The organism is Bradyrhizobium macuxiense (assembly GCF_001542415.1).
Lineage (GTDB): Bacteria > Pseudomonadota > Alphaproteobacteria > Rhizobiales > Xanthobacteraceae > Bradyrhizobium > Bradyrhizobium macuxiense.
In genome coordinates, this window is record NZ_LNCU01000081.1 from 51691 (window position 1) to 64997 (window position 13307).

The following is a 13307-nucleotide window of genomic DNA, read 5'->3' on the forward strand; positions in this document are numbered from 1 at the left end:
CCGAGCCTCTATCGCAGCTTCGCCTCCAAGGACGAACTCGCCGCCGCCTATATGCGCGACTACGATCTCGATTTTTGGGAGAAGTTCGAGAACCCCGGCGGAAAATCATACAGCGATGCGCGCGAGCACGTGCTCGCCTATGTCAGAGTGCTGTCCACGCGCGCCGTGCGCGAAGGCTATCGCGGCTGCGGGCTGAGCAACGCGACGATCGAATATCCGTCGCGCGACAATCCCGCGCGGCAGGTCGCCGAAGCGCACAAGAAGGTCTTCCGCAAGCGCCTGCGCGAGCTCGCCGCCGCCATGGGCGCCCGTCACCCCGCCGTGCTCGGTGACGGCCTGCTGCTGCTGATCGAAGGCATCTACAGCACCGGCCAGCAGTCGGAAGACGGCCCGGCGCAGTCGGCGGTGACGGTGGCGAAGCTGTTGATCGATGCGAGTGTGGGGAAGGGGTGAGATGGGCAGCGAGCGCTTACGGGCCATGCCGGACATGAGGTGGCGCTCCACGCAATGCATTGCGGTATTTTGAACGTCCTTGTGGATCGGTCGATGCGCAATTCAGTACACAATTGAGAATGGTAGTAGTCATGCTCTCCTGCTCCTGCAGGGTCTCCGCTGGTCTCTGGCGTTTCGAAGCGCATTATCAAACACTGAGGTGAAATGCCTGCCGCAACGCTATGAGCGACTATCACTAGCTGCACGCGAAGATAGGGGTGCGTTTGCGAAAGGTCGCCATCCAAAAAAGCCATCGGGCTGATTGTCAGTTGCCCTCTAGCGACGTCGGGAAGTCGGATGAAGCGCCGCGTCGTAAGCGTAGAGAAAGCCGCGTCGTTTTTTATCATGCTGCCTAGTTCGGCTTCGGTTGTGAAGGCTTGTCCGGCCGCTCCGCCGATAGTTTGTTGTACTTGAGCTTCCGAACTCTGGCCGCGATTTGACTGTGCGGAAACTTGTCCCGCATTGGTTAGTTCGATCAGCAAAGGCAGGATGTCCGTAGACACATTGACCTCAGGCGAGCGCCAAGCGATGAGCCGGTTGGTAGTCGATGTCAGGCACACGACTAACGAACCGTGTTCGGTACGGAGAAATTAGGTCGCTTTGGAAGCTTTTGGCTGTCGCTCTTGGCTTAAACGAAGAGACATCTTCGCAGAAAACAAAGCGGTCGTTGATACTATGCCACGGGTCGCTGACTTCTTGCGTAAGTCGCAGACGTTCAATTTCTGTCCAGAACCAGACGGGTCTATCAAACCAAAAATGCTTTCGGAATCTCGCTTTCTCCACAGACTCCGTCGGAAAGACGCTTTGATCAGAGCCAATGGTGCATGTCTTTGTGAGCCCGGCGGCGGTGAGCTTGTTCGAGATTAGGCTCGGGCATCGTTGAGCAAGATGTGGAGCGTCAACAATAATATCCTGCGGCGCCAGTATGAAATTTAGCCATGCCGACAGTCTCGCTGCAATGATGCGTGCGTCTTGTTCAAGCTGAGGTTTCCGGTCGGTCGCCTCTCGGCCTCGCAACCCGAGAGTTGAAGAACGAAGAATATCGAACAGGGTCGCGGCCTCAGCCTTCGCTTGCTGACTACCGAGCAGTTCCAAGGCCGCTGTGGGAAGCCTTTCGACGGCAGACTGTGGCAACTCTAGGAAATCGACTACCCGCTTCTTCAGATCGGTCTTTTTCACGTCCTGAATACATTCTGGAAGAGCGCAGACCATTCGGCAAACGTGCCGGCAGGAAGTCTCAAGTCCGGGTCGACATCCTCAATGTCAGTCTCGACGCCCGCCATAAAAGGCTCTGCTTGCGCCAAAAACTGTTCGATTGCTGACTTTGCAATGAAGGTTTGACGTCGCCTGCGGCTTTCCTCGTCAGAAAGCGAACTAAAAATTGTGCGCGTCTGCCTTACACGCTTGATCCACTTATCGAGTTCGTCAGAGAGCTGGCTCGCCATCTTCGGGGATGGTCGCCTTCTTGCACCCAACATGGCGGTGCCAGAAACAGCCGTGCACAAAGAATATCGTATAGTATTTTCTTAGAACTATGTCGGGCGTCCCGGGAAGTTTGGAGTCATGCAAGGCAAAGCGATAACCCATCCTGTGCAAGCAACTTCGCACGATCATCTCGGGCTTCGAATTGAGCGGCCCAATCCGTGACATGAGCGCACTTCGTTGGATCGGGTCGAGGTTGTCAGCCATCTTGTTTATTTGGTGGAAGTTGTTGGCAAGAATGGGGTTGGGGATGGAACCATCGCTTCGAGGGCGTCCTCGAAGAAGTGTTGCGAAACAAGAAGAGCCCGCGTCGGTCAAGCCCCATCACTTCATCCCCTCCAGCATCCTCCGCGCCTCCCCCAACAACGCCCGAATCTCCCTTCGCTCGGAGATCGCGTCCCTGGTGAACAGGCCGTGCTTGCGCGCGTTCCGGTTTGCCCTTGGCGCGCCAGATCCCTTTGCGCCGCCGTGCATGCGGCAGCGCTTTCGGCCTGAGACCGCCGGCGCGCGGCACGCGCCGCCGGTGCGGGTTTTGGCGCCGCAGCGCGGGCTCGCCAGCATCGCCCCGGTATGGCTGATGTGGTCGCTCATGCCTGGGCGTCCTGCCCGGCATCGGCGCAATCGCGTTGCCGCCTGGATCGTGCGGGCTTCGGCGCGCGGCCTGCGGATGCCGGGGTGTTGTCGGAGACGATCACGCTCGCGTGCTGGGTGACGTTGCCGACGATGGCCTTGCCGCCGTCCGCCACCTTCACGTTCTGCACGGTGATGGCTGGCTCGCCATGGCTGCGGTAGCGGTTCAGCGCCTCGATCTGGGCGGGAAAGGTGCGGGCGAGCCGGCCGAGGGCGCGCGCCGCGCTGTCGTGCTGGGCGAGGTCGTTTGCATTGGCGAGGTGCTGGGCGCATCGCATCGCCATCACATGAACCGAGACCATCTGCGCCACCAGCATCGCCTCGACGGAATCCCGTGGGCGAATGCTCTGCACCATCGAGACCATGAAGGAGAGGTTGACCTCGTCGGGACGTCCTCCGCTCGCGCTGGCCTTGACCAATTGCCGGAGGATGCCGTCCATCGCGTCGCGATCGCCGGCCCCCAATGCGTCAGCCATGAGCCGTTCGCCGAGCTTCGGGTCGGGGTGGTCGATGAAGAAGCCCTGCGGCGAGAATTTCACCCGCGGCGTTGCGGCGGCCTGGGTCTGGCCGGTTGCGGCGGCCGTCGTCGGCACGGAGAGTTCAGGAGCAGTGGTCATGTCGATCCTTCCTGATGCGCGCGCCGGACGCGCGCGCGGTTCGGCCACGCGCAGGCGATTCCTTCGCTGCGGCGAGCCATGCAGTTTCAACTGGGTGAGGCGTCGCGGCCGCGATGACGGCCGGCGGGCGTGCGAGGGGTGTCGCAACGATTTCGGAATAATAGAAATGTACTCGTGAGTTGCCCGACGTGTCAAGTTGCCTTGTCGCGCGCCGGCGGCCGTCCGCTCCTTTGCATGGGGTTGTTTTTCGATATTTGGCGGCGCCCGCCTTCGCGGCTGCGTGCCGGCGGCACCCTCGGTCGCTTCAACCCGGACAATCCGTAGTATCCCGGAGCCGATCCCAATTGGATAACGAAGCGTTATGCGCGCGCCCGAAGTTTCGTCGTCCCCGGACAGCCCGCGTTAAATCGCCCCGCGCTAGTGTTGTCGGATCAGCCACGCGAACGCCGAGGACAACATGACGGCCTTCAAGAGTTGGGAGGCGGAAGTGGGAATACCCTCGCAAATGAGGCCGGCGCCGGAGAAGCGGCGCACCCGTCGAGATGACCTTTTGGGTCGCTTCGTGCGGGATCAGTCCGGCAGTTACGCGATCCTCGTCGCGTTGATACTGCCTGTGCTGGCCGGGGCGGCAGGCCTCGGCACCGAAGTCGCATGGTGGTTCTTCAAGCACAAGAACATGTTGAGTGCGGCCGATTCAGCCGCCGTCAGCGCGGCCACCGCGGGCACCAATCTCGCCGTCGAGGCCGGGGCCGTCACCGCGTTCTACGGCTACACCAACGGCGCCAACAACGTCACCGTCACGGTGAACCAGCCGCCCTCGACGGGAAGCTTCTCGTCGAACTCCCAGGCCGTCGAAGTCATCGTCAGGCAGGCGCAACCGCGGCTCCTGTCGGCGTTGTTCGGCTCCGGTACGGTCCCCATCTCGGCCCGCGCCGTCGCGCTCACCAATCCAGGTACCGGCTGTGTGCTTGCGCTCGATCCCACGGCCAGCTCGGCCGTGAGCGTGAGCGGCAGCAACAATCTCAATCTGATCAACTGCAATCTCTACAGCGACTCCAGCGCTGCCCCCTCGATCAACGTCAGCGGCACGGCAAAGGTGGCCGCCAACCTGGTCGGAGCGGTCGGCACCATCTCCGGCGCGAGCAACATCACGGCGCCGAACGGCATTCGGAGCGGCATCAGGCCGGTCGCCGATCCCTATGCGACCGTTTCTCCCCCTGCGACGCCGACGCCATGCAACCCCGCCAATCAAAAAATCAACAGCAGCGGGAAGGCAACGTCGATCTCGCCGGGGGTGTGCTACAGCGGTCTGGTTTCGGTGCAATCCGGATACACGCTGGATCTGACCCCCGGCATCTACTACTTTTACGGCTCGGGCGGGGGCTTGTCGGTGCAAGGCAACGCGACCGTCACGTGCAGCACCTGCACCGGCACCGGCAGTTCGGGAGTGACGCTCGTCTTCACCGGTTCGGCCAGCAACGGCTGGGCGACCGCCAACATCGGCAGCAACGCCATTGTCAACCTGACGGCCCCGGCCTCCGGGCCGACCCAGGGCATCGTGATGTATGGCGACCGCAACATGACGACAGGCGCGGGCTTTTCGCTGCAGGGCGGCGGCACGCAGAATTTCAACGGCGCCATCTACCTGCCGAAGGCGAGCCTGCAGTTCAGCGGCGGCAACGGCACGACCGCCTCGTGCACGCAGGTCATCGCCGATACGGTCTCCCTTACCGGCAGCTCGAATCTTCAGGTCAATTGCGCTGCCCTGGGCGGCAGCACCATCGGCACGACGACGGCGCAACTCGTCGAGTAAGCCCGGAACATTGATTGAAAATTGTTGATTAGGTCGGAGTATTGAGATGACAACGGGTAATGCATGTGGTGAGTGCCGCTCCCGTCGGCGTCGCGGCCCGCGTCGCCTGCTCGGGCATTTCCGCGACAATACGCGCGGCGCTGCCGCCATCGAGTTCGGCGTTCTGGTGCCGCTGCTGACGCTGATGGTGATCTCGGTCGTCGACGTCGGGCTCGCGGTCTATCGCAAGATGCAGGTCGAGGACGCGGCGCAGGCCGGCGTCGAATATGCCGTTGCGCACGGCTTCGACGCCAACGGGATTTCCGCCGCGGTCGCCAACGCGACGAATTCCACCGCGATCACCGCCAATCCCGGTCCCACCAAATATTGTGGCTGCGCGACGGCCTCCGGTGTCAACAGCATGACCTGCGGCAGCGTCTGCCCGGGAGGCGCATTGGCCGGCACCTATACCACGGTGACCGCGCAGGCGCTCTACTGGACGATCATCAACTACCAGGTCGTTCCGACCAGCTACTCGATCAGCATGCAATCGACGGTGAGATTGCAATGAGGATTGCAGGAGCACTGTGGGGCGATCGCCGTGGTACGTCCGCGCTCGAATTCGGCCTGATCGCGCCGCTGTTCTTCGCGTTCGTGTTCGGCATCATCGAGGTCGGCCTGCTGCTGTGGACGCAGGCGGGATTGCAGCATGGGGTCGAGATTGCCGCGCGATGCGCGAGCGTGAACACCACGCTCTGTCCCACGAGCAAGCCCGACGTGATCACCACCTACGCCAGCCAGCAGGCGTTCGGCCTGAGCCTGCCGGCCTCGACGTTCACCTACGCTTCACCCGCCTGCGGCAACCAGGTGAGCGCGAGCTATCAGTTCCAGTTTCCCCAAGTCCTCAACATGGCCCCGCTCACGCTGACCGCGGCGGCCTGCTTTCCGGCCTGAACGGCGAGTGAATCAGGCGAGGACGCGGCTTGCGCGTCAGGTCTTGTCGCTCGCCGCAAGCTTCAAGAATTGACGCTTCATCCCATTGACCCGCGCAAGATACGCGGAGACGAGGTGGTCGCCGCAGTGCTCGCCGGCGGCCGGCTGGAAGCCGCGGCGCACGAAGCTCTGGCCGGGGCCGGCGCCGCAGAGATGGATGACCGCGGCGAGATCCTGCTTCTGCTGCGGAGTGGCCGTGCTCTTCGGCGCGGCGGCGAGAACACTGGCAACATTGCGGTCCAGATACACAGCCGCGAGTTCCGTGGCGTGGCTCGGCAGCACGCGGATATGGAGACTGTTGAACCAGCAGCCCGTGGCGACGACAGCGTGCTGGCGGATGCAATGGCGGTTTGCCTCGGCGAAAGCCGGGTCTGTCATTTGATACAGGCCGACGGCGCTCGAGGCGGGCTTGTATATCGCGAGAGGATTCCAGGTCAGCCGCCAACGCCAATAGGTGCGCGTCACCGGATTGCCGGAGCTCTCGGTCTGCGCCAGCGCCGCCAGCAGCTCAGGCGTGACGGTGTCGGTGGAGTAGGTGCGGAAGTGTGCTCCGTACTGTCGCCAGGTTTCGGGCGGCTCCTTGTCGAGCGCGGTGCCGACGAAAAAGAACAGCTCCGTCGGCTTGCGGGCGACCTGATAGGCAACGTTGGCAAGCGGGAGGAGCACGACGATCGCCGCGCCGACGACAGCAATCCGTAACGCGCGCGGCATCGCGGCGAGCTTTCGCCGCATCCTGCGCGCGACGTGCCAGCCGTGAGCGAAGCGAATGATCCGGCCTTGCCGCATGCGCCTCTTGCGAGCGGCGGGCTTGGCGGCGGGCAAGGAGGACACGGAGATCGTCAGCCTGTTGAGCAATTATACGCGGCAGTCGCTGCCGCGGTTGAGCGTGCCGCGGAACATGCCCCGAATTCGCGTCGGTGGTGCGGCTCCTCCGCCGCGAGGCGAATTCGGAACGCAGGCCACACTAGAGCCAAAAGATTGCCAGTGTCCTGACGAACCGGACCCTGCCCGGGGATCGATCCCCACATCGCCCGTGCGAAGCGCCCTGCGTTTCCGGCGGACCTGAATGCGACGATATTGGGAGGCGCTTTATTGTTACCGGCCATATACTTCTGCCAATGGCTGACGATGCAGCCCCCTGCGACAAGGACGACGCGATGAACGAGACGATTGGCTACCCCGATCCCGGCCTGGACCTGTCCGAGGGTTTCAAGCCGCACACGTCGCATTGGGGCGTCTTTTCGGCGCGTTTGCGGGAGAATAATCGTCTCGAAGTCCGGCCGTATGGGGGAGATCCTGACCCGAACGGGATCATCGACAATTTCCCGGCCGCCTTGCGGCACGGTGCCCGCATCGCGCAGCCGGCGATCCGTCGCGGCTGGCTCGAGCGTGGGCCCGGACCCGACGACCGGCGCGGCCGCGACGAATTCGTCTCCGTCAGCTGGGAGAAGGCGCTGGATCTTCTCGGCGGTGAGTTGACGCGCATCCGCGACACGCGCGGCCCCGGCGCGGTGTTCGGCGGTTCCTATGGTTGGTCCAGCGCGGGCCGCTTCCATCATGCGCAGAGCCAGGTTCATCGTTTCCTGAACATGGCGATGGGCGGCTACGTGCGTTCGGTGAACAGCTATTCCTCGGGGGCATCCTCGGTGCTGCTGCCGCAGATCCTGGCGGGCTATGAGGAGATCACCAAGCACAACGTCACGTGGGAGCAGATCGCCACCGAAAGCGAGATCGTGCTGGCGTTCGGCGGCATGGCGCTGAAGAACTCGATGGTCGCCGGCGGCTCGATCAGCAAGCATGTCGAGCGCGGCGCCATGGAAGCGGCGCGCCGGCGCGGCTGCGAGTTCATCCTGGTCAGCCCGCTGCGTGATGATATGCCCGCCGAGGCCGGTGCGGAATGGCTGACGGCAACCCCCGGCACCGACACCGCCCTGATGATGGGCATCGTCCACACGCTGGTCGGCGAAGGCCTGCACGATCAGGCCTTCCTCGATCGCTACACCGAAGGCTGGCCGGTCTTCCTGCGCTATCTGAACGGCGAGGCCGACGGCCAGCCGAAGGACGCGGAATGGGCCGCATCGATCTGCGGCATCGACGCGAGCACCATCCGGACGCTCGCGCGTCGCCTCGCCGGGCGGCGGGCGCTGATCACCGTGTCGCATTCCATGCAGCGCGCCGAACATGGCGAACAGCCGGTATGGATGGGCATGGTGCTGGCGGCAGCACTCGGCCAGATCGGCCTTCCCGGCGGCGGCTACGCCTATTCGCTGGGCGCGATCGGTTACTACGGCCGGCGCGTGAATGCGGTGCCGGGGCCGACCCTCGGCCAGGGCCGCAACGGTGTCGCCGATTTCATTCCGGTGGCGCGCATCGCCGACATGCTGCTCAATCCCGGCGCGACCTACCGCTACAACGGCGCGACACGCACCTATCCGGACATCCGTCTGGTCTACTGGGCCGGCGGCAATCCCTTCCATCATCACCAGGATCTCAACCGCCTGCGCAAGGCCTTTGCCCGGCTCGACACGCTGGTGGTGCATGAACTCGCCTGGACCGCCACGGCCCGGCACGCCGACATCGTGCTGCCGTCCACGATGACGCTCGAGCGCGAGGACATCGGCTATTCCTCCAACGATCCGCTGATGGTCGCGATGCACCAGATTGCAGAGCCCTACGGTCTGGCGCGCGACGACTATGACATTTTCGCCGATCTCGCCGAGCGCCTCGGCGCCCGCGATGCCTTCACCGAAGGGCGCACGTCACAGCAATGGCTGAGACATCTCTACGAGCCGACACGCGCCTCGCTCGCGACGCAGGGACTTGCCGCCCCGAGCTTCGAGGAATTCTGGGAAAGCGGCAGCCTGGTCGTGCCGCAACATCCCGACGACGGCGGGAAATTGCGCCGCTTCCGCGAGGATCCGGTTGCCCGGCCGCTGCCGACGCCGAGCGGGCGCATCGAGATCTTCTCGGCGAAGATCGCGGGCCATGGCGATGCCGACTGTCCGGGCCATCCGGTCTGGCTCGAGAAGACCGACACTCCAAAGGCTGCCTCGCCGCTCTTCCTCGTCGCCAATCAACCGACGACGCGGCTGCACAGTCAGCTCGACTTCGGCGGACATTCGACCGAGGCCAAGCATCGCGGTCGCGAGGTCGCGCGCATGAACCCGCGTGACGCTGAACCCCGTGGCATCGCCGACGGCGATATCATCCGCCTGTTCAATTCGCGCGGCGCATGCCTTGCGGCGGTGCGTGTCACGGAGGCGATTGCTGCCGGGATCATCCAGCTTCCGACCGGCGCGTGGTACGACCCGATGGATCCCGAGGACGAGGCTCCGCTCTGCGTTCACGGCAATCCGAACGTGCTCACGCGCGACATCGGCACGTCGTCCTTCGCGCAGGGCTGCACCGGGCAGCTCACGACGGTCGAGGTCGAGCGCTTCAACGGCAATCTGCCGCCGATCCGCGCGTTCGATCCGGTGTAACGCAACACGTGTAGCGCCTCGCCGCGCAGACTGCAGCGCGAGATCGTGAGCCGAGCGGACGGCCCAAGGATCTAACAAGGGTCTACGAAGACTCGACAGTCGGCTTGATCGGCCGCTGCATCGCAACACTCGCGTCCGCCGCTGTCGTGCCGCTCGCGGCGTGATGCTGTGGCTCCCTGTCTTGCTACTAAGTGCGCATTGCTCGCATCGGGGGGCGGGATCAAGCTTGCGCTGTCAATTCTTGAGCCCTTTCTTGCGATTCGTGGTCATGCGCCGCGCAATAAGAAACGGGAATCAGGGGAGAGCGACGCAAGATCCGTGCCGGAATCGTCAAGCAAGGGCCTGTGAGGAGGAGCCCTTATGACGACGATCCACGTGACGTCCGATGCCTTATCCGAGTCCGACCACCACGCCCAGCTGCGTCGCGCCGTTATCGCGAGCACCGTGGGGACCACGATCGAGTGGTACGACTTCCTGCTCTATAGCACGGTGACCGGCCTTGTCTTCGGCAAGCTGTTCTTTCCGAAGTCCGATCCTCTCGTCGGCGTGCTGGAGGCGTTTGCCATCTACACGGTGGGCTTTATCGCCCGCCCGATCGGCGCGATGATCTTCGGTCATTATGGTGATCGCATCGGCCGCAAGGCGACGCTGATCGCGACCTTGCTGCTGACCGGGCTCGCGACCTTTGCCGTCGGCTTCGTTCCGACCTACGAGACCGCAGGCATCTGGGGCGCCGTCATCCTCACGATCATTCGCTTCATCCAGGGCGTGGGTGTGGGCGGCGAATGGGGCGGCTCGGTGTTGCTGGCGATGGAATGGGCGCGCACCAACAAGCATCGCGGCTTCATCACGTCATGGCCGCAACTCGGCGGCCCGGGCGGCCTGCTGCTCGCGAACATCGCGGTGCTGGTGTTCAGCCGCATCTCCGGCGATCAATTCCTGGTCTGGGGCTGGCGCATCCCGTTCATGCTCAGCATCGTGATGGTGGCCGTCGGACTTTATATTCGGCTCGGGATTCTCGAGACCCCCGCATTTCGCCGCATCGTCGCCGAACGGCGCGTCGAGCGCGTTCCGGTTCTCGAAGTGATCAAGCGTCAACCGGGCGCTATCATCCTCACCGCGCTGGCGCGGATGGCCGAGCAGGCGCCGGCCTACATCTATCTTGCCTTCGTGTTCGCCTACGGAACCCAGGTCCTGCACGCGCCGCGCGATTTCCTGCTCACCTCGCTGATCGTCGCCGGTCTTGTTTCAATGGTAACGATCCCGCTCGCCGGGCACTTCTCGGATATCATCGGGCGCAAGCGGATGTACCTGATCGGTGCGGTCCTGACCGGCATCTACGGCTTCATCTACTTCGCGCTGCTGGATACGACCGTGCCGGTCTGGATGTTCATCGCCATCGTGCTGTCATTCGTGCCGCACGACCTCCTGTATGGACCGCAGGCAGCCCTGATCGCCGAATGCTTCACGCCGCGCCTGCGCTACAGCGGCGCGTCGATCGGCTACCAGCTCTCCTCGGTGATCTCGGGCGGTCCCGCGCCGCTGATCGCGACCGCGCTGCTGGCAAGCTTCGGATCGGGCTACGCGATCGCGGCTTATATCCTATTCTGCGCCGTCGTCAGCATCATCGCGACCGCGATGCTGCCGGACTACACCAACCGCGACATTTCCGAGGAGCATGCCTGATCGACGATGATCGCTGACCCGCGCGGCTGTGCACGCCGCGCGGGTTGCGGTTGTCCGGCCGGCTGCCTCGCATGCCCGCTTGCGCGATCAGCCCCGGCAACGCTACTCTGCCCGCAAGCAAGAACAATCGCGAGCGAGGCGCGCCAATGAACCAGCAGCAATCCTCCCGTCAAGCCATCCAGACATTGCCGCGCCGCCGGCTCGGCCGGACCGGGCTCGACGTCTCGATCCTCGGCTTCGGAACCGCGCCGCTCGGCGATCTGTTCGCGCATCTCGACGATGCCACGGCGATAGCGGCGGCGGAGCGGGCATTTGCGCTTGGCGTGAACCTGCTGGATTCCTCCCCGCTCTACGGTCACGGCCTGGCCGAGCATCGCAGCGGAACCGCGCTGCGCCGCGTGGTGCGCGACGACATCGTCGTCTGCACCAAGGTCGGGCGCTGGATGGACCCGTTCCACGACCGCGGCGGCGGCTCCAATTTCGTCGGCGGGCAGCCGCATCGCGCGGTGGTGGATTATTCCTATGACGGCACGATGCGCTCGGTGGAGCAGTCGCTGCTGCGGCTCGGCACCGACCGGCTCGATTTGCTGCTGATCCATGATGTCGACGTCTGGACCCATGGGGCCGACGCGATCGAGGCGCGGTTTCGCGAGGCGATGGACGGAGCCTATGTCGCGCTCGACAGGCTGCGCTCCGAGCGCGTCGTCAAGGGCATCGGGATCGGCGTCAACGAGGCCGACATGTGCGTGCGCTTCGCCAAGGCCGGCACGTTCGACACCATGCTGCTCGCCGGCCGTTATTCGCTGCTGGAGCAGCCGGCGCTTGCCGAGTTCCTGCCGCTCGCGCAGGCACAGGGCATCGGCATGATGCTGGGCGGCGTGTTCAATTCCGGCATTCTGGCGACCGGCGCGGTCGCGGGCGCCAAATACAATTACAAGGACGCGCCGCCCGATGTGATGCAGAAGGTGGCCGCGATCGAGCGCGTCTGCCGCGCCCATCAGGTCGCGCTGCCGACCGCCGCGCTGCACTTCGCATTGGGCCATCCGGCTGTCGCCAGCCTCGTGCTCGGCGCGCAGACGCCGCAGGAGGTCGAACGCAATGTCGCCGCGCTGTCGTCATCGGTGCCGTCGGCGCTGTGGCGCGACCTCAAGGCCGAGCGTCTGCTCGACGACAACGCGCCGGTGCCGGCATGATGCGGATCGACGCCCATCATCATGTCTGGACGCTGGCGCGTGCCGATTACGGCTGGCTGACGCCCGAGCTCGCGCCGATCTATCGCGATTTCGGCCTCGCCGACCTGGCGCCGCATCTTGCCGCGGCCGGGATCGAGGGCACCATCCTGGTGCAGGCCGCGCCGACCGAGGCGGAGACGGATTTCATGCTCGACGTCGCCAAAGGCGGGGAGGTGGTGCGCGGCGTGGTCGGCTGGATCGACTTTGATGCCGACGATGCGGTGGCGCGGATCGACGCGATCGCGGCGCGTGAGCTGCTCGTCGGCCTGCGGCCGATGGTACAGGATATCGCCGATGACGACTGGCTGCTGCGTCCGGCCCTCGCGGCGCAATGCGAAGCCATGGCGCGGCATGACATCGTGTTCGACGCGCTGGCGTTGCCGCGGCACCTCCCGAGGCTCGTGCAGGTGGTCGACCGCCATCCCGATCTGCAGTTCGTGCTCGACCATTTCGCTAAGCCTAATCTCGCCGGCGGCGACATCGCGTCCTGGAAGGACGACATCGCGCAGCTCGCTACGCGCGCCAATGTCGTCTGCAAGCTCTCCGGCCTGGTTACCGAGGCGCCGCCGAACTGGAAAGTTGACGATTTGCGCGCGGCCGTCGACCACGTCCTCGGCTGCTTCGGGCCGCAGCGGATGCTGTGGGGCAGCGACTGGCCAGTGGTCAATCTGGCCGGCGGCTATGCGAGCTGGTTCGCGGCCAGCGAGAGCCTGTTGGCCGATCTGTCGCAGGACGAGAAGGCGGCAATCTACGGCGGCAATGCGGCGCGCATCTATTTGTCAAGTCGCGGAAGACACACATCCGGGACATAACGCGCGGTGGGCCGCCAAATTTGATCCACAGCGCGCCTTGATGAATCAATCCGGGATGGTCCATAAGCGGCCTCCGCGCCGTCGGACGT

The 13307-nt window shown here is 64.3% G+C and carries 14 protein-coding genes; 8 read left to right on the top strand and 6 right to left on the bottom strand.

Translation table 11 applies throughout. The features are described 5' to 3' along the window. Positions 1 to 453 (top strand): TetR/AcrR family transcriptional regulator (locus tag AS156_RS44825; RefSeq protein ID WP_245313023.1); only part of this gene is annotated, 453 nt, incomplete at its 5' end. 549 nt (positions 454 to 1002) lie between these two features. Here the strand turns inward: AS156_RS44825 and AS156_RS23475 are convergent. From AS156_RS23475 to AS156_RS23495, 5 genes are all read right to left on the bottom strand, one after another. Continuing rightward, positions 1003 to 1671: a hypothetical protein gene (locus AS156_RS23475; RefSeq protein WP_066509165.1), complete on the bottom strand. Its 669-nt coding sequence runs from the start codon at positions 1669 to 1671 to the stop codon at positions 1003 to 1005. Next, positions 1668 to 1937 (bottom strand): hypothetical protein, encoded by a 270-nt coding sequence (locus AS156_RS23480; protein ID WP_066509168.1) that lies wholly within the window; start codon positions 1935 to 1937, stop codon positions 1668 to 1670. Before AS156_RS23480 ends, AS156_RS23475 begins: the two co-directional genes overlap by 4 nt. Then, entirely contained in the window at positions 1918 to 2181 is a 264-nt protein-coding gene (locus AS156_RS23485) for a very short patch repair endonuclease (RefSeq protein WP_066509169.1), read from the bottom strand. Before AS156_RS23485 ends, AS156_RS23480 begins: the two co-directional genes overlap by 20 nt. Positions 2182 to 2298: 117 nt before the next feature. After that, positions 2299 to 2565 (bottom strand): HGGxSTG domain-containing protein, encoded by a 267-nt coding sequence (locus AS156_RS23490; RefSeq protein ID WP_066509173.1) that lies wholly within the window; start codon positions 2563 to 2565, stop codon positions 2299 to 2301. Next, a complete protein-coding gene (locus AS156_RS23495; protein ID WP_066509461.1) occupies positions 2562 to 3221 on the bottom strand; it encodes a hypothetical protein in 660 nt (219 codons plus the stop codon). The genes AS156_RS23490 and AS156_RS23495 overlap by 4 nt, the downstream gene beginning before the upstream one ends. Before the next feature lie 505 nt (positions 3222 to 3726). Between AS156_RS23495 and AS156_RS23500 the strand changes: the two genes are divergently transcribed. Genes AS156_RS23500 through AS156_RS23510 form a run of 3 tightly spaced genes read left to right on the top strand, consistent with a single transcriptional unit; the run spans position 3727 to position 5967 of the window. Beyond that, positions 3727 to 5034: a TadE/TadG family type IV pilus assembly protein gene (locus AS156_RS23500; RefSeq protein WP_082747691.1), complete on the top strand. Its 1308-nt coding sequence runs from the start codon at positions 3727 to 3729 to the stop codon at positions 5032 to 5034. Between the two features lie 46 nt (positions 5035 to 5080). Further along, a complete protein-coding gene (locus AS156_RS23505; protein ID WP_082747692.1) occupies positions 5081 to 5584 on the top strand; it encodes a TadE/TadG family type IV pilus assembly protein in 504 nt (167 codons plus the stop codon). After that, positions 5581 to 5967: a TadE/TadG family type IV pilus assembly protein gene (locus tag AS156_RS23510; RefSeq protein WP_082747693.1), complete on the top strand. Its 387-nt coding sequence runs from the start codon at positions 5581 to 5583 to the stop codon at positions 5965 to 5967. Before AS156_RS23505 ends, AS156_RS23510 begins: the two co-directional genes overlap by 4 nt. A gap of 36 nt (positions 5968 to 6003) precedes the next feature. On the opposite strand, the gene AS156_RS23515 is transcribed toward AS156_RS23510, so the two are convergent. After that, positions 6004 to 6792 carry a transglycosylase SLT domain-containing protein gene (locus tag AS156_RS23515; RefSeq protein WP_245313025.1) on the bottom strand — a complete coding sequence of 263 codons (789 nt, stop codon included), beginning with the start codon at positions 6790 to 6792 and terminating at the stop codon, positions 6004 to 6006. 371 nt (positions 6793 to 7163) lie between these two features. Here AS156_RS23515 and AS156_RS23520 point away from each other — a divergent pair, with 371 nt between their 5' ends. The 4 genes from AS156_RS23520 (at position 7164) to AS156_RS23535 (ending at position 13218) form a co-directional block, all read left to right on the top strand. Then, positions 7164 to 9488: a molybdopterin guanine dinucleotide-containing S/N-oxide reductase gene (locus AS156_RS23520; protein ID WP_066509470.1), complete on the top strand. Its 2325-nt coding sequence runs from the start codon at positions 7164 to 7166 to the stop codon at positions 9486 to 9488. Between the two features lie 360 nt (positions 9489 to 9848). Further along, positions 9849 to 11174, top strand: coding sequence for an MFS transporter (locus AS156_RS23525; RefSeq protein ID WP_066509175.1), 1326 nt, complete (start codon positions 9849 to 9851; stop codon positions 11172 to 11174). 146 nt (positions 11175 to 11320) lie between these two features. After that, positions 11321 to 12367, top strand: a complete 1047-nt coding sequence (locus AS156_RS23530) for an aldo/keto reductase (protein ID WP_066509177.1) — start codon at positions 11321 to 11323, stop codon at positions 12365 to 12367. Continuing rightward, positions 12364 to 13218, top strand: a complete 855-nt coding sequence (locus AS156_RS23535) for an amidohydrolase family protein (RefSeq protein WP_066509179.1) — start codon at positions 12364 to 12366, stop codon at positions 13216 to 13218. The genes AS156_RS23530 and AS156_RS23535 overlap by 4 nt, the downstream gene beginning before the upstream one ends. Positions 13219 to 13307: the final 89 nt, after the last annotated feature.

Coding starts and splice junctions, on each gene's coding strand:
- AS156_RS23480 (WP_066509168.1), bottom strand. CDS start 1,937: ATGGCGAGCCAGCTCTCTGACGAACTCGATAAGTGGATCAAGCGTGTA.
- AS156_RS23485 (WP_066509169.1), bottom strand. CDS start 2,181: ATGGCTGACAACCTCGACCCGATCCAACGAAGTGCGCTCATGTCACGG.
- AS156_RS23490 (WP_066509173.1), bottom strand. CDS start 2,565: ATGAGCGACCACATCAGCCATACCGGGGCGATGCTGGCGAGCCCGCGC.
- AS156_RS23495 (WP_066509461.1), bottom strand. CDS start 3,221: ATGACCACTGCTCCTGAACTCTCCGTGCCGACGACGGCCGCCGCAACC.
- AS156_RS23500 (WP_082747691.1), top strand. CDS start 3,727: ATGAGGCCGGCGCCGGAGAAGCGGCGCACCCGTCGAGATGACCTTTTG.
- AS156_RS23505 (WP_082747692.1), top strand. CDS start 5,081: ATGACAACGGGTAATGCATGTGGTGAGTGCCGCTCCCGTCGGCGTCGC.
- AS156_RS23510 (WP_082747693.1), top strand. CDS start 5,581: ATGAGGATTGCAGGAGCACTGTGGGGCGATCGCCGTGGTACGTCCGCG.
- AS156_RS23515 (WP_245313025.1), bottom strand. CDS start 6,792: ATGCGGCAAGGCCGGATCATTCGCTTCGCTCACGGCTGGCACGTCGCG.
- AS156_RS23520 (WP_066509470.1), top strand. CDS start 7,164: ATGAACGAGACGATTGGCTACCCCGATCCCGGCCTGGACCTGTCCGAG.
- AS156_RS23525 (WP_066509175.1), top strand. CDS start 9,849: ATGACGACGATCCACGTGACGTCCGATGCCTTATCCGAGTCCGACCAC.
- AS156_RS23530 (WP_066509177.1), top strand. CDS start 11,321: ATGAACCAGCAGCAATCCTCCCGTCAAGCCATCCAGACATTGCCGCGC.
- AS156_RS23535 (WP_066509179.1), top strand. CDS start 12,364: ATGATGCGGATCGACGCCCATCATCATGTCTGGACGCTGGCGCGTGCC.